The organism is uncultured Nostoc sp., from assembly GCF_964245575.1.
Classification (GTDB): Bacteria; Cyanobacteriota; Cyanobacteriia; order Cyanobacteriales; family Nostocaceae; genus Nostoc.
Window position 1 is genome coordinate 1 of record NZ_CAXTNP010000113.1, and the last position, 23,377, is coordinate 23,377.

The window sequence follows — 23,377 nt, forward strand, 5'->3', positions numbered from 1 at the left end:
CTCCCGATGAGCGGGGAACTCGGGGCCCCCTCTGGGGATTAGGGGCAGGGAGATAAAGCGTAGCATTTGGCGGGGTGGAGAGTTGTTGGCGTTTAATAAGTAATCAACCGGACATCATTAATAGGAAATTGCCTGTAAACAGATGAAAAACCTCTTTCTGCCTATGACATTCTCCTACATCCAAAGACAGGCGTATAGAGATGAGATGAGATGATATTTATGAAAGCAGATAGGTATAAAGCAAGCCTGACATGAAAAAACCGCTACTACCTGCTTTAAGATCAAGAAACTACCAGCTGTTTTTTGCTGGGCAAGGTATTTCCCTAATTGGGACGTGGATGACGCAACTTGCCACGATTTGGCTAGTTTATGACTTGACAAACTCCCCATTAATGCTAGGGGTTGTGGGATTTTCGAGTCAAATTCCTAACTTTTTTTTAGCTCCCTTTGGCGGAGTATTTGTAGATCGCTTTTCTCGGTATCGTACCTTAATTGGTACGCAAATCTTGGCGATGATTCAATCGTTAACATTAGCAGTGCTGGCGCTAACTGGTGTAATTGAGGTATGGCAGATCATTGCCTTGAGTTTGTTCCAAGGATTTATTAACGCCTTAGATGCGCCAGCCCGTCAAGCTTTTGTGCCAGAATTGGTTGAGCGTAGAGAAGATTTAGCCAATGCGATCGCCATCAACTCAACGATGTTCAACGGTGCTAGATTAATTGGCCCTGCGATCGGCGGTTTATTAATTGCTAGCGTTGGAACTGGCTATTGTTTTTTAATTGATGGTTTGAGCTACATTGCTGTAATCGCCGCTTTATTAGCAATGAAAGTTAAACCTTGGAAAAATTCGGTAACTGACGGTAATCCCTTACAAAAAGTTAAAGAGGGATTTGTATATGCCTTTAGCTTCTCACCTATTCGCTCCATTTTATTGCTATCAGCTTTAGTCAGCCTCATGGGACTACAAAACACTGTTCTCGTCCCAGTTATTGCCGAACAAGTTCTCAAAGGTGGTGCAGAAAGTTTGGGTTTTTTGATGGCAGCATCTGGAGTTGGAGCCTTAACTGGTGGTATTTATCTAGCTACGCGCCAAACAATCTTAGGAATTGGGAAATTGATTGCCTTAGCTCCAGCAATTTTAGGAACTGGTTTAATCGGCTTTTCTTTGTCTCGATTTTTACCACTTTCTTTATTTACAATGTTATTTGTTGGCTTAGGAACAATTCTCCAGATTGCTGCTAGCAACACATTTTTACAAACCATTGTCGAAGACGATAAACGCGGGCGATTGATGAGCTTATATACAATGTCATTTTTGGGGATGATTCCCGTGGGTAATTTATTAGGAGGTTTTTTAGCAAGTTATATTAGCGCTCCTAACACTTTAATGATTGATGGGATAGTTTGTATTTTAGGGTCAATTATTTTTAGCAGACAGTTGCCTGCTTTAAGAAAAATAATGCGTCCAATTTATGAGCAAAAGGGGATTATTACGACTCAAGAAGTTTAAGATAAATAACCGCAGTTAAATTTAGATTTATCTTAATGGAGCTTTCTATAGCAATTCTTTTTTAATTTTTAGCATTGCTGATAGCTCACGCAGAGACAAAGAACATGTTGATATAAGATTTAATAAGAACATTTTTTGCTACTTAACCTTTGAAAATGGAACAAAGTTATGGCTAATACAGGTGTAATTCGTCAGCAAGGGCAAAATCCTGCTTTACCACCAGAGCGTGTACCGCTAAAAACCTGGATTGGTGTATTAGCTAGTATGCTTGGTGCATTTATGGCGGTGTTGGATATTCAAATAACTAATGCTTCGCTGCAAGATATTCAAGCAAGTTTAGGAGCAACTCTCGAAGAAGGTTCTTGGATTTCTACCGCGTATCTCGTAGCCGAAATTGTGGTAATTCCTCTAACAGGATGGTTGTCACGAGTATTTTCTCTGCAACGTTATTTATTAGTCAATACTGCACTATTTATCTTCTTTTCTATTTGCTGTGGTTGGGCATGGGATCTTAATTCCATGATTTTCTTTCGTGCTTTACAAGGTTTTAGTGGAGGAGTATTAATTCCTACAGCTATGACAGTTGTCTTAACAACTTTACCCCAATCTAAACAATCAGTTGGGTTAGCTGCATTTGGGTTTAGTGCAGTTTTTGCACCCTCAATTGGTCCAACATTAGGAGGTTGGTTAACAGAAAATTTTGGTTGGGAATACAACTTTTATATAAATGTAATTCCAGGGGCATTAATGCTGGCTGGTGTTTGGTACGGAATTAAGCAAGAAAAACCCCAAATTAATTTACTCAAACAAGGTGACTGGTGGGGAATTATTGCAATGGCTATTGGCTTAGGTTCCCTGCAAGTTGTTTTAGAAGAAGGTAGCCGCAAAGATTGGTTTGGTTCAGCGTTAATTGTGCGCTTAAGTGTAATTGCAGTAATTTTTTTGGCAATATTTTTCTTTATAGAATTAACTCGTAAGCAACCATTTATTAATTTACGGCTTGTGCTTAGGCGGAACTTTGGTTTAGCGAGTATTGTCAATGTGTCGCTGGGAGTAGGATTGTACGGTTCAATTTATATTTTACCGTTGTATCTCGCCCAAATTCAAAAATATAATGCTCTGCAAATTGGTGAAGTATTAATTTGGGCTGGTATTCCCCAACTGTTTATTATTCCCCTCATACCAAAATTGATGCAACGTATTGATGTGCGTTTCATGGTAGCTTTTGGTGTGATTTTGTTTTCCATCAGTGCATTTATGAACTCTGGAATGACTAATGAAACAGGATTAGATCAATTACGTTGGTCGCAATTTGTGCGTGCAATGGGACAACCCCTAATTATGGTGCCGCTTAGTTCTATTGCCACTGGTGGTTTGAGTCCGAAAGAAGCAGGTTCGGCAAGTGGTTTATTTAATATGATGCGGAATCTGGGCGGTTCTATCGGAATTGCTTCTTTAGCGACTTTATTAGCAAATAGAGAGCAATTTCACTCGAATAGATTGGGTGATGGAGTATCTTTATATAATCCAGAAACTCAACAGCGAATTGACCAAATGACGCAGTATTTTGTTAGTCGCGGAGCAGATTTGAGTACAGCACAAAATCAGGCGATCGCATCTATATCCAACATTGTCCGTCGGGAAGCGTTTGTGATGGCTTTTAACGATTGTTTCTACTTTATTGGCATTGCTTTGTTAGTTAGTGGAATTGCCATTTTATTCCTCAAAAAGGTGAAGCCAACTGGTGGCGCTGTCGCCCATTAGATTTGTTGTATGAGTTAAAATGTTTGATAAAACTACTAAGGTACAAAAATGGTCATTAGCCAAAGTGAGTACTATATCTCCCCAGAAGAATATTTAGAAGGCGAGAAAGTAAGTGAAATCAAACACGAGTATATTGATGGGCAAGTCTACGCAATGGCAGGGGCAAGTGATGCTCATGTTACTATAGTAGGAAATTTGTTTATACTGCTACGAAACCATCTCCGGGGTAGTGGTTGCCGTGTCTATATGTTAGACATGAAAACACAAATTGATGTCATAAATCGCTATTTTTATCCTGATGTAATGGTGACTTGCGATGCACGAGATAAAGAATTTGAATATTTTAAGTGCTATCCTTGCTTAATTATCGAAGTGCTTTCTGAGTCAACTGAAGGCTATGACAGAGGAAAAAAATTTGCTAGTTATCGACACTTAGAATCACTACAAGAATATGTGCTAATTTCACCAGACCGAATGAGTGTAGAATGCTTCCGCCGCAATCAGGAAGGACATTGGGTACTTTACCCTTATGAAAAAGAAGAAGAAGTGCATTTAAGTAGCGTTGATTTTCGGTGTGCGATCGCAGCTATATATGAAGATGTGGCATTTACAGACAATAGCGATAAAAATTGACTCTTCGAGAGATGTAAATTATAATATTGCATCGCCTGAACAGACAAGGTATTTTGCGATAATGTTTATACTATCGGATACTATACTAAGTCTCTAAACCCCAAACTCGTCTGGCTAAATTTGTTAACATCTCTTGACGTTTCTCTATAGCTGTTGAATCCCAAATATCAAAGTGGTAAAGGCTGAGGGATTTTACAGTGCGGTTTAACTGTGTATTTGTTGCAACGTTAGGTTTTTCTACAAGGGAACGAGTTAATAAAAGTTGAGATTCACGGTATCCATTTTTCTTGGAATCAAATGTATTATCCGAAATAGAACTATTAATTGTCTTTTCTAAAAGAATTAAGTTGCCAAGCTTCTCAAGATATGAATCATATTCTGTAGGCTTATCAAATTCATCTTTGATATATTCTTTTGAAGATTTTGGCAAGATATGTTCTATGGTTACTGACTTGTTCAAATACCAATCTAGTGAATTGGAATTACTGTAAGCCTGTTCATCAACGAACTGAGTGAGTTTAGCTAGTATGTAACGCATACGAAATTTTGCTATCTTAGACTCGGTTAATCCACGAAAGGCAAGATCAAAATCTAGAGATAGAGAAGCTAATTCAGCTTTAAAGTTCCTGTCAATAAAATCTTTGAATTGCTCAGAAGTCTTAACTTCTCTTAGACTTTTACTCCACTGTGAGAAGCTACGAATCATATTCACATCTTTACGGGTTGAGCGAGTAATAGTATATACGAATAATAAGTTTTCAATTTGATAACAAAGCTCTATAAATAAATCTTTAGGAAGATCCTTAGCCGCAAGTAGTAATACAAAATGCTGACTATATCTTCCTTGAAGTCTTTTGATATTTTTAAGATATGGATTAACAGAGCCATCTATATTTTCTCCCTTGGTAAAATTTGCATAATATTCACTTGTAGTGACTAGACGTTCAACAAAATTAAATGGATTCTCACGAATTTTATGTTCATGACTATTTTCAACAAACCATTCATATACAGCTTCTTCAGGAAAGTTATTTTGTAAATTTATTTCATAATGTGACATGATATAATAACGCAGAAATTGCATGGGATACTCTCCACAGATATGTAAGATTTTTGTTAACTTATCCCATTGTTTTTTTAGTTTTTCCCAATATAATTTTGGACTGGAATTTGATTGGGTTGATATATTAATAAACAAATAATTTTTTAGTAAATCTAATGAACTAAGACCTACTCCACGATCATTAATTGTTTCAAACACTTTCAGAGCATTCTTAAGATTAGGTGTCTCAATTTTTATTAACTTTACTTTATTACTTAATACTGAAGAAAATTTTAATATTCGCTCAAAAGTTTCTACAAACATTTCTGATAAAAACTCTCGAATTGTTTCATATGCTTCAACAAGACGTTTAGCCGAAGCTGAACTTTGTGTATCAATTTTTTCTACAGTGATTCCTTTAGCTGCAATAGTCTTTAATACTTCAGCACCGTCCCCATATTGAAGTGTCAGTCTATATTTATTAATATCTTCACCAGTTTTTAAATCTTGGGCAACTCCAGCGATTAATCCTTCTACGACTTTAGATGGTTTCCTAAACTCAAGAAGATAATCACGAATAGCACAGAACGTTAGATAAATAGTTGTTAATCTTTGCTGCCCATCAATTAACTGAGAACTTTCGGTTTCATCACGGAATACAACAATAGAACCTAGAAAATACTCGGCATCTTCTACAGCTTCCCCTTCGTCATACAACTCATACACAATATCCTGAAGTAACTTTTCAACATTGCTTTTTTCCCAAACATATTCTCTCTGAAAATCTGGTACTGAATAAAACTCTCTGAATAGATCCGCTATACTCAGATTGCTAGACTCGATTCGTGGTGAAGTTGCCATGTAAACCCTGGTATATCTAAAGATTCTTTAGTAAGATTACCCAAAATAACACCAGAGCTAACTAAGAAACTTTTTCCTAATCCAACATTTCTGGATCAATTCCTAAAGCGTTGAGTTGTTCAGCAGAGAGAGTACGCAATTTTTCTACAATTCTCTCCCGCTTCTCTGGCTCAACTTCAGCCCTTTGTCGCTCAACTTCAGTGCGTTCATCATAACCTGTTAACAATAAATTTCCTTGTGCATTCCACCACCGCAGCAAAGGTAACTCTGCATTTTGATACAAACCCTGTCAGATTCCCAACTCTACCCTCATAGGAGCAATTGGGTAATGTCCTCGTTCATTATTGAAGAAGAATACATTCGTCAGAATTCAGGAGCGGAGCAGGAAAGCTCCGCCAAGGTGTCAAAATCAGTCTTCGTAGGGAATTCACTCATAGCCACTACGAAAGTTGACTTCAATTTCATTCAACTATCTAATATTGGCTACAAATTTGCTTTCGAGACTTTTTCAATTTGCCCTGTAAAGTATGCTTCCTCATGTTTGAGTTGTTGCGCTAATTCTAACCCTTTTTGAAAAGCTGTTAGTGCTTGAGGAAACTCTTTGCGTTCTAAATACAATTGCCCAATTTGGTCATAAGCTTGCATCAGCCCGTAAAAGTTGGCGGCTTGCGTCTCTGTCTCCACAAGAATTTGGCTAGCTTGCAAAGCTTCGTCTGTTTGTCCTTGAGAACGGTACAGCGCAATTAACTTCTGCAAAGCTTCACCTGCACGAACGTACTCCTTTAATTGCCAAGCAATGGTATAAGCTTCTTGATAATTTTTAAAAGCTTCTAGCAGTAAGTTAGGATTTTCCTTTGCTAGAGATTCGTAATGTGGTGCGATCGCTAGCTTTAATTCTGGTATTGCAGTAAGATTATTTTCACTAACGTAAATTTCTACTAGTTTATTAAGTACATTCAATGATTGCTGCGGTTGGTTTGTCTGGTCGTAAATTTCGGCCAGCTGTTGCAGATATGTTACCTCGTTGACACGTTCGCCTTGAGAAGTCGCTAAACCCAACAATTCCTCGTAGATTGGGGCGGCTTTGGGATAATCAAACCAACTCAAATGTAGTTCCCCAATTGTCTTGAGGGTTTCTACTACTGCTGTTGTATTTTTTTCCTCTCGCACCACTAACAAAACTTGGTCGTAAGCTTCCACAGCTAGTTTAGGCGATCGCACATTTTGATAAGCTTGACCTAGCGATCGCCACAATTCTAGATCAATTGGGGCAGTTGTTTTCTGAGATTGTGCCTGCTTTTGAATTGCTTGCAATCGCTGCGTAATATATTGTACTTCCTGCCCATCATTTTGCTTCCAAGCGATCGCCCCGACTCGTGATAGTGCTTGCACCTCTGCTAATGAACCTAAAAAGCGCCGCAAACGAAGTTCCCGGTTCCATATTTCAAACGCCGCCACCTGATCTCCTGCTTGCAGTTTTGCTGCTGCTTCTTGATTTAACGCATCTAGCGCTGGTTCTAACTTTTGCTGTTCTGGGAGAGTTAACGGCTGTTTATCCTTGGGCAAACGTGGTAGGAGTGGATCGGGTGTGGTAATTTCTAGGGGATTTGGAGGAAATTTATCCGGTAGTTTGGGTTTTTTAGTCTGTGCCAGCGTCAAGGAACTGTTAAAGAGTATAGCGGCAGTAACAATCACAATTAAGCGCCTGAGCATGGGTACTTTACCTTGCCTTGAGTTAGTTGCATGAGTTAATTATCTCCATGCCCTATTATTTTTACCTTATTTCAGCAATTCCGAAGCGTCACTGACATTGCTTTATGTCTCTATCTAGTCTACGTATTCAGCACACCAAGCTAATATCAAGCTAATTTTAGCAGAGCTTTTTAAGTGTAATTGCTGAATTAAAGTAGCATATTTACATAATTTCTGCAAGCGAGAATCTCTTGAAAATGGCTGCAGGATATACTGAAAAATTTCATAAAATTTATTATTTGTCTTCCTATGAGTCAGGAAATATACGCTCCCAATAATTAACTAATATAGATATCCTTTATTAGAGCTATTAAAGCGAATTTGCTCTAAAAGTTAAAAAAGTTGGTATCATTTAACACTGCTATGATGATTAGTACCGTGAAAAACTTTTGGTATTACTGATTTAGAGTATGAATCAAGAGGTAGAGACGCGATATATCGCGTCTCTATATCGGTTTTCTTATTCAGCAAGCCCATTTTTTCATGGGTCTTGTTTGGTGGAACGAAGATATAGCCGCTTGGACTGGGGCTGCTAGTCACCCTTCTGCTTCTGTGCGGTACGCTATGCGAACAAAGATGCTAATGCGTAGCTTGCTTAGAGATAGGGGTACGGACTTTCTAAGGTCGCTAATGCTGCACTAATGGGTGTTACCCGTCTACAGAGCTGGCTCACCGTTTTTACCAATTTAGTCAGCAGCTACTTTTTCAACTAGGAAGGTAAAAAATGGAATGGGCTATTTACAAAAAGAATACGGGCAGTTTTGTAATAGCAGTCGCAATTATGACTGGTGTTGGCGTAGTCTCGTATCTTAGTTTGCTTCAGTATAGAGAAAACGCTCAATGGGTAACACATACACGCGAGGTACTGGAAAAGACTAAAGAAGTAATGTCACAGATCAAAGATGCAGAGACTGGACAACGGGGCTATCTTCTCACGGGTAAAGAACGGTATCTAGAACCCTACCGCACAGCAACTGACGAGATTGCTCAGAAACTTAAAGCTCTGCGCCAATTGACTGCGGATAACCTCAATCAACAACGGCGGCTCGATCGCCTTGAACCCCTGATTGCCAAAAAACTAGTTTTGATGGAACAGGCGATTAACGCCAGGAGCAAAAATTTAGAGTCCGCGCTGCAAATAGTTCAGACAGATCAGGGTCAGCAGATCATGCAGGACATCCGAATGCTGACTACAGCGATGGAGAACGAAGAGAATGAGTTGTTGAAACAGCGGTCAATAAAGGCAAACGCCAGCGCTCATCAAACAACTTTCTTGACTATTTTTGGCAGCGTTATCGCTTCTGCGATCGTCGGTTTAGCAGCGATAATTACCAATCAGGAACTTGTAAAACGCAAGCGGATGGAAAATTTTCTGCAAAAAGCTCGTGATGAGTTAGAAATAGAGGTTAGCAAACGGACTGCCGAACTGAGAAACACTAACGAAGAATTACAAACTGAAATTAATGAGCGCAAAAGGGCGGAGTCAGAGATTCTGCGGCTGAACGTCCAGCTTGAGCAGCGAGTTGCAGAACGCACAGCACAACTCGAAGCCACTAATAAAGAGATGGAAGCATTTAGTTATTCTGTGTCTCACGATCTGCGGGCCCCCTTGCGGAGCATCGACGGCTTTAGCCAAGCGCTACTAGAAGATTATAGTGATAACCTCGACGCACTAGGTCAAAACTACCTCCAGCGAGTGCGTGCAGCCACCCAGCGAATGGCACAACTGATCGACGATTTACTGAATCTGTCACGACTGACGCGTAGTGAGATGCGTTGCGAAAATGTGGATCTGAGCGCACTGGTGGAGGCGATCGCTACAGAGTTGCACAAAACACAACCAGAACGCCAAGTAGAGTTTGTCATTACACCGGGATTGCTTGCCAATGGTGATGCTCATCTGTTAAGGATTGTGCTAGAAAACCTGCTGGGTAATGCGTGGAAGTTTACAGGAAAAAATCAAAAAGCACGCATAGAATTTGGGCTTTTGCAGCAAGATGACACCCATGTGTATTTTGTCCGTGATGATGGCACAGGCTTCGATATGGCCTATATTGACAAACTCTTCGGTGCTTTTCAGCGCCTACACGCCATGACTGAGTTTGAAGGTACTGGCATTGGACTAGCTACTGTGCAACGGATTGTTCACCGTCATGGTGGCCGTGTCTGGGCTGAGAGTGCAGTAGAGCAAGGCGCAACATTTTACTTCACCCTTTAACTATAGGAGAACATACAACATGATTTTACTTGTAGAAGATAATCCTGACGATGAAGCGCTAACCCTACGCGCACTCAAGAAAAACAATATTATGAACGAGGTAGTAGTGGCACGCGATGGGGTAGAAGCCCTAGATTATCTCTTTGGGAAAGGTGTGTACGCCGATCGCGACATGAGCGTTATGCCGAATCTCATCCTCTTGGATTTGAAATTGCCCAAAATGGATGGTTTGGAAGTTTTGCGACACCTGCGAACCGACGACAGAACAAGAATCCTTCCCGTCGTCATTCTCACCTCGTCCAAGGAGGAGCAAGACTTAATTAATGGTTACAGCTTGGGTGCCAACAGCTATGTTCGCAAACCAGTAGACTTTTCCCAATTCAGTGAAGCAGTCCGACAACTAGGGTTGTACTGGTTTGTCTTAAACGAATCACCACCAAGGGTATAGCTTACCAAAGGGGGCAGTTCTTGCTGGGAGCAGGAGGAAAGAAGTATGAATAAAAACTTTAATTCTGGGTCATTACCCAGTTTAAAAAAAGAATTGTATCGATAGCGCAGCGTAAAGCCTTCGGCATAGCTTCGCTTAGAGCGAGTCAGCGAGCGTCGCAGAAGTGCCACGAGATATCAAACCGTCCAAGATCAATCCCACGTTTTTAAAAGTGGGTTACAACTGAGCCTCCTGCCTCCAAAATATAGATGCAAAGCTGACTTTCTTAATTACGAATTACGAATTACGAATTACGAATTACGAATTACATGGGTATACCACTGCGCGTATTACTTGTTGAGGATTCAGAAGATGACGCTTTGTTGGTGCTGCGTGAACTGCAACGTGGTGGCTATCAAGTAACCTTTGAACGGATTGATACACCCACAGCCATGAAAGCTGCGATCGCAGGGCAAACATGGGATATCGTCATCTGTGATTATTCCATGCCCACCTTTAGCGCCCCTGCTGCATTGAAGCAAGTCAAGGAAAGTGGACTTGACTTGCCATTTATTATTGTCTCAGGCACTATTGGTGAAGATACCGCAGTAGCTGCCATGAAAGCTGGTGCCCATGACTACATCATTAAAGGCAATTTAGCACGACTTATCCCTGCTGTTGCCCGCGAGTTGCGTGAGGCACAGGTGAGACGGGAGCGTAAACAAGCAGAGGAGCAGATTAAAGCATCGCTTCAAGAAAAAGAGGTGCTATTGAAAGAAATTCATCACCGGGTAAAAAATAATTTGCAGATTATTTCTAGTCTGCTCAACCTGCAAGCAGAGTATCTCAAGGACAATCAAGCTCTTGAGGTATTCAAAGATAGCCAGAACCGAATTGAATCAATGGCTCTGATCCACGAGAAACTATATCAATCTCAAGACTTGGCAAAGATTAATTTTGCTGACTATATCCAAGATTTAGTAACTAATTTATTTTATTCATACAACGTTAATTCCAGCGCTATTACCTTGAAAATGAACGTTGAGGAGGTTTTTCTAGTCATTGATGCAGCTATTCCTTGCGGTTTGATTATCAATGAACTTATTTCAAATTCCCTAAAATATGCCTTTCCCCAAAGAGAGCCGGGAGAAATTTGTATTGAATTTTGCTCCATAGAAGCAAATTTACTTAGACTAACTATCAGTGATAATGGTATTGGTTTTGCCCAAGATTTTGACTTTCAAGCTACAGAATCATTAGGTTTGCGATTAGTCAAAGGTCTAATACATCAGCTACAAGGCAATATCGATTTGATCAGCTATAACGGAGTAGAGTATAAAATTATATTCCCGACTAAAAATTTATAAAATTATAAATTTAACAAAATCATGAAGCCAATAAATATATTAGTTGTTGAAGATGAAATCATCGTAGCAATGGATATACAAAGTCGCCTCAGAAAATTTGGATACACTGTTATTGGGCTTGCCGATTCTGGAGAAGAAGCAATTAAGAAAGCAGCAGATGATTCTCTAGATTTAGTTCTAATGGATATTCACCTCAAAGGAAAGATGGACGGTGTAGAGGCCGCTCAGATAATTCATAATGTTTTTAAAGTACCAGTAATATATCTTACTGCTAATGCAGATGAATCAACATTGAATCGAGCAAAGGAAACAGAACCGTTTGGCTACATTCTCAAGCCTTTCAAAGAAAAGGAATTAAAGTTCACCATTGAAATTACCCTTTCCAAACATCAGACAGAAAAAAAATTAAAACAGAATGAACAATGGCTGACTGCTGTACTTAAAAGTATTGGAGATGCTGTAATTACTAGCAACGAATCTGGATCTGTGACTTTTATGAACCCTATTGCAGAGGAACTGACGGGTTGGAATTATTCAGATGCATTTGGTAAAGAAGCAACAGAAATATTCAATATTGCTCATGAAGAAACTCGGATAATAATTGAAAGTCCGATAAAGCAAGTCCTTCAGTCTGGCGTTACTGTCGGTCTACCAGAACAAACGATACTTATTGCTAAAAACGGTGTTGAAATCCCAATTGATGATAGTATTGCAGCAATTAAAGATGACAACGGTAACATCACAGGTGCAGTTTGCGTTTTTCAGGATATCACTGAGCGTAAGCAGATATTGGAGGCACTAGCGCGTCGCCAGCAAGAATTCAAAGCACTAGTTGAAAATGCACCTGATATTATTTCCAGATTTAACACTCAATTACGCTACGTTTACGTTAATCCAGTTATTGAAAAGGTTACAGGAATATCAGCCGAAACATTTATCGGCAAAACAAACGCAGAGTTAAATCTGCCAGAAGAATTTTGTCGGATATGCGATCATAAGCTTGGGCAAGTTTTTCAAACTAAGCAAGAAACCGAGTTTGAATGCAGTTTAGCGATCGCTTCCCAAATAAAACATTACCATACCCGTCTTGTGCCTGAATTGGCTAGCGACGGTTCAGTATATTTTGTTTTAAGTATCGCTCGCAACATTACTGCTCTAAAACTTGCAGAGGCGCAATTAATTTATGACGCTTTTCACGATATACTAACCGGTCTGCCAAACCGCGTCTTATTTATGGAACGACTAGAACGTGCGCTGATGCTGGCAAAACGACGTGCGGACTATACATTTGCTGTTCTCTTTCTAGACCTAGATCGCTTCAAAGTTGTCAACGACAGTCTCGGTCACATGATTGGCGATCAACTACTAATTGCCCTTGCTCGCAGACTGGAGAACTGCCTGCGTGCTGGAGACACAGTTGCTCGTCTAGGGGGAGATGAGTTTACAATTTTGCTTGAGGATCTCAACAACATCAATGACGTAACAGGCGTAGTGGAGCGGATACACAAAGCTCTGACATCTGCATTCCAACTCAGTGGATATGAGGTATTTACCACCGTCAGCATTGGCATCGCTTTAAATAAAGGTAATTACAGCCTACCAGAGGAACTCCTGCGCGATGCTGACATTGCAATGTATCGCGCTAAGACATTAGGTAAGGCACGCCATGAGATATTTGACTCAAGCATGTACAGGCAAGTAACGAAGCTATTAGAGTTAGAGATGGATCTACGACGGGCAATTGAACGCCAAGAGTTTCAGGTTTACTACCAGCCAATTGTGTTATTAGAAACTTACAAAATTATTGGCTTCGAGGCTCTGGTTCGCTGGCAGCACCCGCAACAAGGATTAGTTTCTCCAGACAACTTTATCCCACTGGCGGAAGAAACTGGGTTGATTATCCCTATTGGTTATTGGGTACTGGGCGAAGCTTGTCGGCAGATGCGTGCTTGGCAAATACAATTTCCTAGTGACCCACCCTTAACAATTAGTGTAAATCTTTCTACTAAACAGTTTTCCCAATCCGGGCTAATTGAGCAAATTTCCCAAATTATGCAAGAGACTGGTCTGGAAGGCAACAATTTAAAGCTAGAGATTACCGAAAGCATACTGATGGAAAATATTCAATCAGCAACTTTTATGCTCTTGCAACTGCAACAGATGAATATCCAATTACACTTGGATGATTTTGGTATAGGCTATTCATCCTTGAATTACCTGCACCGCTTTCCAAGTAATGCCTTGAAGATTGATCGTTCTTTTATTACTAAGATTGGTGTTAACGGAGAAAACTTAGAAATTGTTCAAGCGATCATCACCCTAGCCCAGAGTCGAAATATAGATGTAATAGCAGAGGGCGTAGAAACTGTAGAGCAACTGGCACTACTTAGAGCCATGAAATGCAAGTACGCACAGGGATATTTGTTCTCCAAACCCTTGGATAGCAAGTCGATAGAGACATTAATTGCATCTGGCATTCAGCCGAGACAAGAATAGCGTTAGGGACTTGCAAGTAAAAAAATATCCCATCCCTGCGGGACGCTACGCGAACCCTTTTAGGGCAGGGGGCAGAGAGCAGGGCCAGGAAAAGCCGTTTTGATTCCAAAAATTGGATAATTTATTTTTTGGAGTTTACACCGTAGCGTTAAAGGAGAGAGGTTTTTAGTATGCTCACGACTTTCACAACATCCTCAAAGTTTCTAAATCTGTGATAGTCATTGTTTTGCCATCAGACGCAACACTGACAATAGTTTTGCTGTTGGGGCTGAGTACAGTATTACGAACTAGTCCATGAATATCTGTAATGTCTTTATTATTTATCCAGTCCCAAAAATGGGCTTTACAACAACTATCAAAAATAACTGTTTTAGCATCGGGACTGAGAATTAATTTGTATATTGAACTAGAATCTCCTTGTAATGTTTTTAACAGTTTTAAGGTCTGAGCATCCCAAACTTTTACCATCCAAATATTGCTCGACATCTCACTTTGACTTATTAGGCGACCTGTCCCACCACTTACTAATAATTTGCCATCTGTACTAACAGCGATCGCTTCGATTTCACGAGAATGAGCAGCTAATTTATCTACAAATAATTGACGCTCTAAATGCCAAATCTGGATTGTGCCAAATAAGCCAATATAGATAGTTTGACTATCTTGACTGATTGCTAAAGACAAAACATTATTAGCACCAGTATTAAGAGTGTCTTGAAGTTGACCCAGGCGTAGATCCCAAACTTTTACCACTGCATCATTCCAACTCCCAATAACTAACTTTTGACCATCAGAACTAATTTTTAATGCTATGATATTTCCTAAGTGACCAGGAGAAAGTATTGCTTTAATTGTGCCATTTTTATAATTCCATACTTGAATTATGCCTTTTGATGTTCCAATAACTAAAGTTTCTTTGTCTGGACTCACTGCCAAAGATTGAATTTTACCAGAGCCAGAAGGCAGGCTGATAGTTTTTTCTAGGCTTTGATTGCTCAAATTACAAATTGTGATAGTTTCGTTTTCATTACCACTAATTAGGGTTTGATTATCGTATGCAATCGCTAATACCCGTATATGTTCTTGCCCTACTAAAATCTTGCCAACCTGTTTATTACTAGGATTTTCTATTTGAGTTTGGTGCTTGAGTTCAGCATACATTTGAGGGAGTTGGAAGGCTGGCGCAATCATGAATGCTATAAGTAAATCAGCTACAACTTGAATCAAAACTTTCTTGATATTATATATTTTTTTAACTTGTGGTTTTTGAGGAATAGTTGACGAAATCCTATAATTAGAATTAATTAACTCTATGAATTGAGGCAGTTGTGTAATTAAGTTTATAGCTCCCTGGTGTGTAAGTTTAAGAGGTATTTGATTAGTCAGTTGGAGAATTTTTAATTCAAACGGTAGTTTATTACGATTAACTGGTGTAAAACCCAATCCAGTATAAAACTGCCTATTTTGACGTGGGCAATTGAAGTATAAAGGTAGTGCTATTTGGCGGCTGAGACGAGCTAACAACAACTTACTAAAATTGTCTAGCTGCTCCTGTGGTTCAACATATAAATTGTATAGTATGGAACACTCTGCTTGTTGAGAAAAGTGAATGTAGCCGATCGCACGACCATCCTGTTCAATAATCCACTCTTGCCATCTGGCAGAAAACCACATCAAAATCATCAGTTCTAAATACAACCAGGCAGCTATGGTAATTCCTAAAAATTGAATACCCAAAAAATAAAAATCAAAGTTAGCTAACCATGTTAAACCAAATATTGCTCTGAGACTGCCAAAAGTTACGCCCAATAAGATAAAAGCACTGCTTGATACGAAGGCGATTAAGCTAAAAACATAAAGCCGAGAGTTTCTAAATTGCTTTCTGTGCCAAAAAGTTGTGTAAAAATTGAATTGTTCTTCAAAGTTTTGGAATGGGCGAATTAAAATACCAGATGGTAATACATTAGTTGATGGCTGGTTTGTGATAGGTATTGGTTTACCCAATAAACCCATACAGGATATTTTAGAAAACCGCAGTTCTTTAGGGACTTGCTCTTTGAGAAGTGCAACAAAGCCAAATCGAGCGTAAAAAGATTGCAATTGAGGAAGACAGATAAGATAGACTGGCTGCCCAATATTCTTTAAACAACTCCAGAGTAGATATGAACCAACACCCCGCGATCGATGTTGTGAAGTAATAAAAAATGTAGAAAGTATAGTGTAGTTCGAGCGTTGTAAAAGTATTGCCCATCCAACAATTTGCTGTTGATATTCAGCTACCCACACGGTACGATTGGGAGATTGTGATGCTAACAACCTGGGGATTAGATGCTTAAGTGTAACTACAATTAAAAATGCAGTAATAATTCCAGATCCCATTACCAAGATAAACGACCAATTAACTTCCTTTAATGATGGGAGAATATATTGCAAATCTTCAAAAAAGATATTCTCTGGTAACTTTCCATATTCAAACAAATAGGCTTTATGAATGATAGATAATTTATTTAGCCACGCTTCCAAAAGTGAACGGATGCTAATAACTAGCCACAAGAAAGCTATAGCAATAATCCAAAATGAAGAATTAAAGTTGTACGATTGGATATCTTGTAAAGTGCCACGCCGTAACGAGTAACCCGACGGTGGATGGTAGGATTCAACAGGTGGTTCTCCAGATGAGGACATTGATTAATGACGCTTTGAGTAAAGTGAAAGCATAAACACTACTTTGTTAATACTCCTAGCTTTTCACGCCGCTTAAATTATCGAGAACCGCAATTACACTGAAAACAAAGTTTTAGTCGTTGGGCGATAAATAGCTCAACCTTATGTAGCAGTCCTAAATCATTTGTGAACAACAAGAACCCTGGTTTGTTAAAGAAACCGGGGTTTAGGCGGGTCATTGACTTTCTTTTTCTCCTTTGGCTCGTTCGCGTGTCAAGCTATCAATAGCATCACCCAAAGCAGTAGTAAGGCTATTGCGGGTTTGAGCGTGGTTATCCTGCTCAGTTTTCAAAGCTTGCAAGAGGCGATCGCGTTCTTTGATTACGGTAATGAGTTTAGCTTGCAATTCCTCCACAGATTTTAGTTGTTCTATTTCTTGTTGGATCGCTGTTACTGGTGTCCCAGCAGGCAGTGTCTCCATCTCAAGACCCCGGAGTTTATGCAAGTCTGCCTTGAGGGATGCGATCGCCTGTTGGGCCAATTGGGCATCCGTGCGCCGTTGTTCTGCTTCTGTGTTGTAAAGCTGACGCCATTTTTGGGCGCTTTCCCAAGCCGTATCGCGATCGCCTTGAAGTCCCGCCATCTGCTCTTTGAGTGTCTGGATTTCTGTCAACCACTCTTGTGTTAAAGTTATCGTTTTATTAGTATTTTCAGCCATTATTACCCTTATTCGTACTATAAAAGGACTAAAGTTACATTTTTCGTCAATCAAAAAAGCATGATGGTTTCTTTTTTCATTAGAAAAAGAGTACTACTTTGATCCTAAAGACTGACCAATCCATATTGGCATCAAAAGTTTTTTAAAGTAACACCTCAGAGTCAATAAAATCCAATCCCTAATATCTAATTCCTGGCTCCCTTCACACCAGAGGGGAGTTTCTGTATATCCTCACCCTGTAAGCCTTCTATCCTCTAAATTTGAAATGAAAACGTAACACGCTACGCAAAATTTGGCACAGTAGTTAATAAAGCCAACCAGTTTTAACTCTAAGTCATGCCAAAGCCTCGTTTTTTACGCTTCTTTCGCCACCTCAATTGGCGCACGCTCAAAAAAACTTTTGCCAGGACAATCGAAAGACGACTTTTTGGACTCGCCTCGGAAATTGCCTTCAATGCCATGTTATCGCTGTTTCCTGCAATTCTTGCGATCGTCACAGCCATTGGCTTATTGGCAGAATCTTTACAAGCTACTTTCAAACAACTGGCGACACAACTAAGTCAAGTCCTACCAGAACAAGCTCTCGACTTGATTCGTGATTTTGCCACTACAGAAATTACTAACTCCAAAAACACTGGTTTATTTTCTCTGAGCTTTGTATTAGCAATTTGGACTGCTTCTGGGGCTGTGAGTACCGCGATGACCGCCTTCGACCAAATCCATCAAATTCCTTCAGAACAAATCCGTCCCTTTTGGAAAGCCAAGCTCGTCTCTCTAGGATTAACAGTCGGTACTATGTTGCTTTTAGTGTTGGCTTCTTTCTTAGTGTTTACCAGCGATTTGCTGCTGGGAATGGTAGTGCGCGGAAATAGTTCTTTGATCATCTTGTTGCATCTTTGGCAGCTTTTACGTTGGCCTTTAGCTTTAAGTATTGTTGCTGTCGCCTTTAGCTTTGTCTATCGCTATGGCCCAAGCCAGTGGAACTCAGGCACGCCAATGATGCCTGGAGCAATTTTAGCAGCTGTTTTTTGGGCGATATTGTCTGCCCTATTTCGGCTTTATGTGGCGAATTTTGGCAATTATAATAAAGTCTATGGTGCAGTAGGGGCTGTGATAGTTTTAATGCTTTGGCTGTCGATGAGTGCTGCGGTTCTGTTAATCGGCGATCAGTTGAACGTGACTGTCGGCGAAGATATGCGCCCAAAAGCACAGTCAGAATCTCCTGAAAAATATTAATTTGTAAATATCGCTAGAAATCCCTGAGGAAATTTTTGCAAAAGTTTAGTAGGGGAGTAAAATATCTAACGATTCAATACACAGTTAGCGATCGCCTTCATGTCTGATTCTCCTCCTCGATTTTCGATGATTGAACCTGAAGCCAAAGCACACACCTTGAAGCGGTTACGTCAGTTAAGTCGGCTGCTGGATAACGTTATTACCATTCCTGGTACACAGATTGGTTTTGGTCTAGATCCAATTTTAGGACTTATACCTATTGGTGGTGATTTTTTGGGAATCATGTTTTCTAGCTACATCATCCTAGAAGCAGCGCGACTGGGTGTATCTAGAGCCACTTTAGGTAAAATGGTTCTGAATGTGATCATTGATGGCTTAGTAGGCGCTGTCCCAGTTTTGGGAGACTTTTTTGATTTTGCCTGGAGAGCTAACACTAATAATATCAAGCTATTGGAAGAGTACTTAAAGTTTCCCAGTCAGCAAAAGAGTGCAGACAGGTGGTTTATCTTTGGTGTCTTGGTAGGATTGTTGCTGATCTCCATTGTTTTAGTAGCATTACCAGTGATACTAATTAGAATGCTATGGAATGCCTTAACTGGTGGTTAAATTATTTATTGATAATGGAATGAAAGATTGGTGGCAAGCTACTTTTCCTAAAGGGCGGCAAAGTCTAATTATTACTGATGCAAAAGGGTATCCTGTACAAATTGCTTATGGCGAAAAAGGTAAAGGTAAACCGCTAATTTTATTACATGGCATGGGGAGTTGGAGCTATAATTGGCGTCATAGTATAGCTCCATTATCTAAATATTTTCGGGTAATTTGTTTTGATGCAAAATGTTTTGGTTTTTCTGAAAAACCATTGTCGCGTAGAGAAGATAACGGCCATCAAGTTATTGAGTTTAAAAGAGTTATTGAAGCATTATGTGATGAACCCGCAGTGATTGTGGCTGAATCTCTGGGGGGATTGGTTGCCCTTGCCCTTGCTCAAGAAAATCCGCAGTTAGTCGGGCGGCTTGTAGTCGTAAACGTACCTATTTTTGCCGAACGTCTACCCCATTGGGCTATGTGGTTACTTGCCCAAACGCCCCTGGAAATAATACAAACAATTGATTCTTTACGTCTGGCATATTTGTTTGCACCTCTATTGAGAGAAATTATGGCAATAGAAAGACGTCGGGTATTATTTGATCCGTCAATTTTGACGCAGAAAGATGTCTATTGGATAACTTACCCGTTTATTGAATTTCCTGGTACGGTTGCAAAAGTCGCCGAAGAGTTACAAATAGCAGCGCGAGAAATTGAGAATTGGCAAGCAAATAAGCCAAATATGCTCACCCAAATTCAAAATAACCTGAGTGCAATTAAGTGTCCCACACTAGTTTTGTGGGGTGAGCAAGATAGTTGGTTTCCTGTTAGTCATGGTGAAAAATTACATCAGCATATCCCCAATTCTAAATTACAAATTTTGTCTAACTGCTATCATGATGCCTCAACTGGTGCTTTTGAAGTGTTGAATGCAGCGATTATTGAGTTTTTACGGGATACTCATTTTTAATGATAGTTTATGTTTTGATGAGAGCATCCCAAATATGTAAAAATACCTCACAATTCCCCGCGAGTGTTTCAACAATAATTACGAATTACGAATTAAATAAAAAGAGAGTGGGAGGAAGCATATCAGTCAGCTTTCAAACTCCCACTCAGCCATTTGCCACTGAAGTGAACAGGAATGTATACAGACGTTGCCCGTTATTTCAGGGCTAATGCGTACTTCAACAACAACGCCTGCACGCATTTAATATTCCTGTTGCAGCAAATGCCAAACCTGATTATTGATATTTATCTGTCCAGAAAATAGTCTGCAAATAATTGGTCAAGATAGTTTTTTCTTTTTGCAAATCACTTAGTAGATAGTGTTTTACAAAAGGAATTTGCTTACGTGGTAGACCCTGATAACAAAACCCTTGAAGTCGTTTATCTTTGTACAATTTAACTTGGTTAATTAGAATCAGGTTGCCATTTTGGCAGGTTTTTAAATATTTCGAATTGCTCACCTGTTGCAGCACCATCCCCTTTTCTTGCTTTTCTGGTGGATAACCATATTACAGTTGCAAATTCAGCCACCTCTGGCCTGACATCAAGTTCCAAACTTCTGATGTCATCACCCAAGGTATAATTGAAAACTTAGAAGTGAAATTCTAAAATAACGCTGTGTAAATATACCCAGATGAAGACGACAGAGATTAAGCTGACTGGGGATTCCTGAAAAACTACTCTTGGGCGATAGTATAACTGTAGATTCTTTTAATTCTCTCACCTACCATGCCAAAACAGTCTATAGGTCTTAATAACCAAGTATATAATTACCTTTTATCCGTTTCGCTGCGGGAACCAGAGATTCTTTTGAAGTTGCGCCAAGAAACTGCCAGCCATCCCCGAAGTGGAATGCAGATTTCACCAGAACAAGGGCAGTTTATGAGACTTTTGGTGCAGCTTATTGGAGCCAAGAAAACCCTGGAAGTTGGAGTATTTACAGGTTATAGCTCACTTTCTGTAGCTTTGGCGCTACCGCCTGATGGGAAGATAATCGCTGCTGATGTGAGTGAAGAATTTACTGCGATCGCCCGGCGGTATTGGCAGCAAGCCGGGGTTGCCGATAAAATCGATTTGCGATTAGCACCAGCTTTAGAAACTTTAGATCAGCTGTTGGCAACTGGGCAAGCCGAGACATTTGATTTTGCTTTTATTGATGCTGATAAAGAAAATTATGATGGATATTATGAGCGATCGCTGCAATTAATTCGTCCAGGTGGATTGATTGCTATTGATAATGTTTTATGGTCTGGACTTGTTGCTGATCCGCAAAATCAAGATGAAAGCACCCAAGCTATCCGGGCGCTCAACGAGAAGTTACATCATGATGAACGGGTAACGCTCTCTGTTGTCCCCATTGCTGATGGGCTTACTTTAGCCATCAAACGACCTTAATACAGTTTGATTCAAGCCTAGTATTATAGCTGTTTTCAATTTGTTTTAATACACAAGGGTAGCACATCTGTGCTACCCTACCGCGTGTTCTACTTTTATTTACTTAGAAGTTGTAGCCAACTCCAAATAGTAGCCCTACATCAGTGTCATCCAGAAAAGCAGCATTTACAGCACCTGTCACCGTAAATCGAGAACCAACAGGAAGGTCGACACCACCAGTTAGCAGTAATCCAATATCAGTATCGAGATTAGCTTCAATGGCTACGCCAGCACCAATATAAGGAGATATCGCAAAGGTTCTTTCGCCCACCGCCCCTGCTGTGCGGGGAGAAAAATCCAAAGTCAAGGGAACCATAAACAGTGTATCATCTCCAAAGATCACCGCTGGTCGCACTGATATATTGCGTGTCAGACCAATTTTGCTGATTGCTGCAAAGTTACCATCGCTCAGAGCTGTATCGTCGCCACTCAAACCAATGTTACCAGCAACTCCAATATAGCTAGGGCCACCAAGAGTAGTTCTACCTGGTCTCACCTGAGGCGTTGTACCATCTGTGGTTCCTGTTGGTGGTTGATTTAACTGACTGATGTTAACATCAGGTGGGACGAGGACTTGATTAATTGCATGGATAACACCATTGCTAGCTTTCACGTCCGCCTGGATAACTGTGGCATTATTCACCGAGACTTGATTGTTAGCAGAATTGATTTTAATATTTACAGGGCTTTGTTCAGAGGTTTTCAGTTCTCCAGCCGAGAGTTGACTAGAAGTTACTGCACCAGGAACTACATGATATGACAAAATCTTAATCAATGCATCTCTGTTTTCTGGTTGCTGTAACTGCTGTAAGGTAGCAGCAGGTAAAGCAGCAAATGCTTGATCTGTTGGAGCGAAGACTGTATAAGGGCCAGGCTGTTGAAGAATATCTGCTAAACCTGATGTCCTTAATAAAGAAGTCAGAGTTGTCAAAGAATTACTGGATGCAGCAAGAGAAACAATATCAGTACCAGTTTGAGTTCCACCGACAATATATTGAGTAGCTGGAAGATTGCTCGCAATAGGTTGCACTCTTCCCTGTTTAGCCAAAGCTTGATATAAGAGTGCCGCAGCTTCAGCACGAGTTAGGGGCTGTTGCGGATTGAGTTGTTTTACATCTGGATAATTAACAACAATATTAGATTGTGTTGCTGTTGTCACACTAGCAACAGCATAGTTCGGGATAGCTGAGGCGTCCGTGTAGTAAGTGCTGAGGTCACTACTGGTTCCAGTGCTGCTAGCAGTTAAACCCAAACCATTGGTTACAGCAACGATCGCCTGTACCTTCTGTATTTGTTCGTTTGGTCTAAACACGTTCCCAGGATAACCTGCTAAAAATCCAGTTTCGTAGGCGTTCTGAATTGCAGAAGCCGCCCAATAGCCAGCAGGAACATCACTAAATCCACCTGCGCTTAATTGCCGAACTCGATTTTGGTTAGGGAAAGCTTTTTGAATCAGGGCAGCAAACTCTGCACGAGTCACACCTTGATTCGGCCGAAAGCTGCCATCAGGAAAGCCACTAATCACGTTATTGTCTGCTAGGGCTTGAATGAAGGGACGCGCCCAATAATCTGAGGGAACATCAGACAAGTTTACTGTTGAAGTAGGTGATGGTGTTGCAGGTGATGGTGTTTCAGGTGATGGTGTTGCAGGTGATGGT

17 protein-coding genes and 1 pseudogene are annotated in these 23,377 nt (G+C 40.2%); 11 read left to right on the forward strand and 7 right to left on the reverse strand.

The features are described 5' to 3' along the window. Window positions 1-251 precede the first annotated feature (251 nt). From ACFFAP_RS18710 to ACFFAP_RS18720, 3 genes are all read left to right on the forward strand, one after another. A complete protein-coding gene (locus tag ACFFAP_RS18710; protein WP_375512606.1) occupies window positions 252-1,511 on the forward strand; it encodes an MFS transporter in 1,260 nt (419 codons plus the stop codon). Between the two features lie 168 nt (window positions 1,512-1,679). Continuing rightward, window positions 1,680-3,275, forward strand: coding sequence for a DHA2 family efflux MFS transporter permease subunit (locus ACFFAP_RS18715; protein WP_375512607.1), 1,596 nt, complete (start codon window positions 1,680-1,682; stop codon window positions 3,273-3,275). A 48-nt stretch (window positions 3,276-3,323) separates the two neighbouring features. Continuing rightward, a complete protein-coding gene (locus tag ACFFAP_RS18720; protein ID WP_375512608.1) occupies window positions 3,324-3,908 on the forward strand; it encodes a Uma2 family endonuclease in 585 nt (194 codons plus the stop codon). Between the two features lie 85 nt (window positions 3,909-3,993). On the opposite strand, the gene ACFFAP_RS18725 is transcribed toward ACFFAP_RS18720, so the two are convergent. The 3 genes and pseudogenes from ACFFAP_RS18725 to ACFFAP_RS18735 form a co-directional block, all read right to left on the reverse strand. Further along, complete coding sequence (locus tag ACFFAP_RS18725) at window positions 3,994-5,811, reverse strand: DUF262 domain-containing protein (protein ID WP_375512609.1); 1,818 nt, start codon at window positions 5,809-5,811, stop codon at window positions 3,994-3,996. Window positions 5,812-5,887: 76 nt separating this feature from the next. After that, window positions 5,888-6,154: pseudogene (locus tag ACFFAP_RS18730) on the reverse strand (Uma2 family endonuclease); the annotation flags it as partial. Window positions 6,155-6,294: 140 nt separating this feature from the next. Further along, window positions 6,295-7,524: a tetratricopeptide repeat protein gene (locus ACFFAP_RS18735; protein ID WP_375512610.1), complete on the reverse strand. Its 1,230-nt coding sequence runs from the start codon at window positions 7,522-7,524 to the stop codon at window positions 6,295-6,297. 763 nt (window positions 7,525-8,287) lie between these two features. Between ACFFAP_RS18735 and ACFFAP_RS18740 the strand changes: the two genes are divergently transcribed. The 4 genes from ACFFAP_RS18740 to ACFFAP_RS18755 all read left to right on the forward strand — a co-directional run bounded on the left by ACFFAP_RS18740 (window position 8,288) and on the right by ACFFAP_RS18755 (window position 14,071). Further along, entirely contained in the window at window positions 8,288-9,781 is a 1,494-nt protein-coding gene (locus ACFFAP_RS18740) for a CHASE3 domain-containing protein (protein ID WP_375512611.1), read from the forward strand. A 19-nt stretch (window positions 9,782-9,800) separates the two neighbouring features. Further along, window positions 9,801-10,229: a response regulator gene (locus tag ACFFAP_RS18745; protein ID WP_375512612.1), complete on the forward strand. Its 429-nt coding sequence runs from the start codon at window positions 9,801-9,803 to the stop codon at window positions 10,227-10,229. Between the two features lie 308 nt (window positions 10,230-10,537). Then, the gene (locus ACFFAP_RS18750; RefSeq protein WP_375512613.1) at window positions 10,538-11,575 is read left to right on the forward strand and encodes a sensor histidine kinase; all 1,038 of its coding nucleotides are present in this window, start codon (window positions 10,538-10,540) and stop codon (window positions 11,573-11,575) included. A 21-nt stretch (window positions 11,576-11,596) separates the two neighbouring features. Continuing rightward, window positions 11,597-14,071, forward strand: coding sequence for an EAL domain-containing protein (locus ACFFAP_RS18755; RefSeq protein WP_375512614.1), 2,475 nt, complete (start codon window positions 11,597-11,599; stop codon window positions 14,069-14,071). A 183-nt stretch (window positions 14,072-14,254) separates the two neighbouring features. Here the strand turns inward: ACFFAP_RS18755 and ACFFAP_RS18760 are convergent, their stop codons facing one another. Together ACFFAP_RS18760 and ACFFAP_RS18765 are read right to left on the reverse strand one after the other, a co-directional pair. Continuing rightward, window positions 14,255-16,756 carry a GNAT family N-acetyltransferase gene (locus ACFFAP_RS18760; protein WP_375512615.1) on the reverse strand — a complete coding sequence of 834 codons (2,502 nt, stop codon included), beginning with the start codon at window positions 16,754-16,756 and terminating at the stop codon, window positions 14,255-14,257. 214 nt (window positions 16,757-16,970) lie between these two features. After that, complete coding sequence (locus ACFFAP_RS18765) at window positions 16,971-17,453, reverse strand: hypothetical protein (RefSeq protein WP_375512616.1); 483 nt, start codon at window positions 17,451-17,453, stop codon at window positions 16,971-16,973. Between the two features lie 336 nt (window positions 17,454-17,789). On the opposite strand from ACFFAP_RS18765, the gene ACFFAP_RS18770 reads away from it, so the two are divergent. The 3 genes from ACFFAP_RS18770 to ACFFAP_RS18780 all read left to right on the forward strand — a co-directional run bounded on the left by ACFFAP_RS18770 (window position 17,790) and on the right by ACFFAP_RS18780 (window position 20,247). Continuing rightward, on the forward strand, window positions 17,790-18,689 hold the full coding sequence (locus tag ACFFAP_RS18770) for a YihY/virulence factor BrkB family protein (RefSeq protein ID WP_375512617.1): 900 nt from the start codon (window positions 17,790-17,792) through the stop codon (window positions 18,687-18,689). 99 nt (window positions 18,690-18,788) lie between these two features. Further along, window positions 18,789-19,295: a DUF4112 domain-containing protein gene (locus ACFFAP_RS18775; protein ID WP_375512618.1), complete on the forward strand. Its 507-nt coding sequence runs from the start codon at window positions 18,789-18,791 to the stop codon at window positions 19,293-19,295. Window positions 19,296-19,314: 19 nt separating this feature from the next. Next, entirely contained in the window at window positions 19,315-20,247 is a 933-nt protein-coding gene (locus ACFFAP_RS18780) for an alpha/beta fold hydrolase (protein ID WP_375512622.1), read from the forward strand. Between the two features lie 443 nt (window positions 20,248-20,690). Here ACFFAP_RS18780 and ACFFAP_RS18785 read toward each other — a convergent pair whose 3' ends face one another. Next, on the reverse strand, window positions 20,691-20,861 hold the full coding sequence (locus ACFFAP_RS18785; RefSeq protein ID WP_375512619.1) for a hypothetical protein: 171 nt from the start codon (window positions 20,859-20,861) through the stop codon (window positions 20,691-20,693). 153 nt (window positions 20,862-21,014) lie between these two features. On the opposite strand from ACFFAP_RS18785, the gene ACFFAP_RS18790 reads away from it, so the two are divergent. Then, on the forward strand, window positions 21,015-21,680 hold the full coding sequence (locus tag ACFFAP_RS18790) for a class I SAM-dependent methyltransferase (protein ID WP_375512620.1): 666 nt from the start codon (window positions 21,015-21,017) through the stop codon (window positions 21,678-21,680). Between the two features lie 103 nt (window positions 21,681-21,783). Here the strand turns inward: ACFFAP_RS18790 and ACFFAP_RS18795 are convergent. Next, window positions 21,784-23,377 (reverse strand): fasciclin domain-containing protein (locus tag ACFFAP_RS18795; RefSeq protein WP_375512621.1); only part of this gene is annotated, 1,594 nt, incomplete at its 5' end.

Bases quoted from the DNA above. Each gene is read 5' to 3' on its own strand.
- ACFFAP_RS18755 (WP_375512614.1), top strand. From the start codon at position 11,597: ATGAAGCCAATAAATATATTAGTTGTTGAAGATGAAATCATCGTAGCA.
- ACFFAP_RS18760 (WP_375512615.1), bottom strand. From the start codon at position 16,756: ATGTCCTCATCTGGAGAACCACCTGTTGAATCCTACCATCCACCGTCG.
- ACFFAP_RS18740 (WP_375512611.1), top strand. From the start codon at position 8,288: ATGGAATGGGCTATTTACAAAAAGAATACGGGCAGTTTTGTAATAGCA.
- ACFFAP_RS18780 (WP_375512622.1), top strand. From the start codon at position 19,315: ATGAAAGATTGGTGGCAAGCTACTTTTCCTAAAGGGCGGCAAAGTCTA.
- ACFFAP_RS18775 (WP_375512618.1), top strand. From the start codon at position 18,789: ATGTCTGATTCTCCTCCTCGATTTTCGATGATTGAACCTGAAGCCAAA.
- ACFFAP_RS18735 (WP_375512610.1), bottom strand. From the start codon at position 7,524: ATGCTCAGGCGCTTAATTGTGATTGTTACTGCCGCTATACTCTTTAAC.
- ACFFAP_RS18790 (WP_375512620.1), top strand. From the start codon at position 21,015: ATGCCAAAACAGTCTATAGGTCTTAATAACCAAGTATATAATTACCTT.
- ACFFAP_RS18765 (WP_375512616.1), bottom strand. From the start codon at position 17,453: ATGGCTGAAAATACTAATAAAACGATAACTTTAACACAAGAGTGGTTG.
- ACFFAP_RS18770 (WP_375512617.1), top strand. From the start codon at position 17,790: ATGCCAAAGCCTCGTTTTTTACGCTTCTTTCGCCACCTCAATTGGCGC.
- ACFFAP_RS18750 (WP_375512613.1), top strand. From the start codon at position 10,538: ATGGGTATACCACTGCGCGTATTACTTGTTGAGGATTCAGAAGATGAC.
- ACFFAP_RS18745 (WP_375512612.1), top strand. From the start codon at position 9,801: ATGATTTTACTTGTAGAAGATAATCCTGACGATGAAGCGCTAACCCTA.
- ACFFAP_RS18725 (WP_375512609.1), bottom strand. From the start codon at position 5,811: ATGGCAACTTCACCACGAATCGAGTCTAGCAATCTGAGTATAGCGGAT.
- ACFFAP_RS18710 (WP_375512606.1), top strand. From the start codon at position 252: ATGAAAAAACCGCTACTACCTGCTTTAAGATCAAGAAACTACCAGCTG.
- ACFFAP_RS18720 (WP_375512608.1), top strand. From the start codon at position 3,324: ATGGTCATTAGCCAAAGTGAGTACTATATCTCCCCAGAAGAATATTTA.
- ACFFAP_RS18715 (WP_375512607.1), top strand. From the start codon at position 1,680: ATGGCTAATACAGGTGTAATTCGTCAGCAAGGGCAAAATCCTGCTTTA.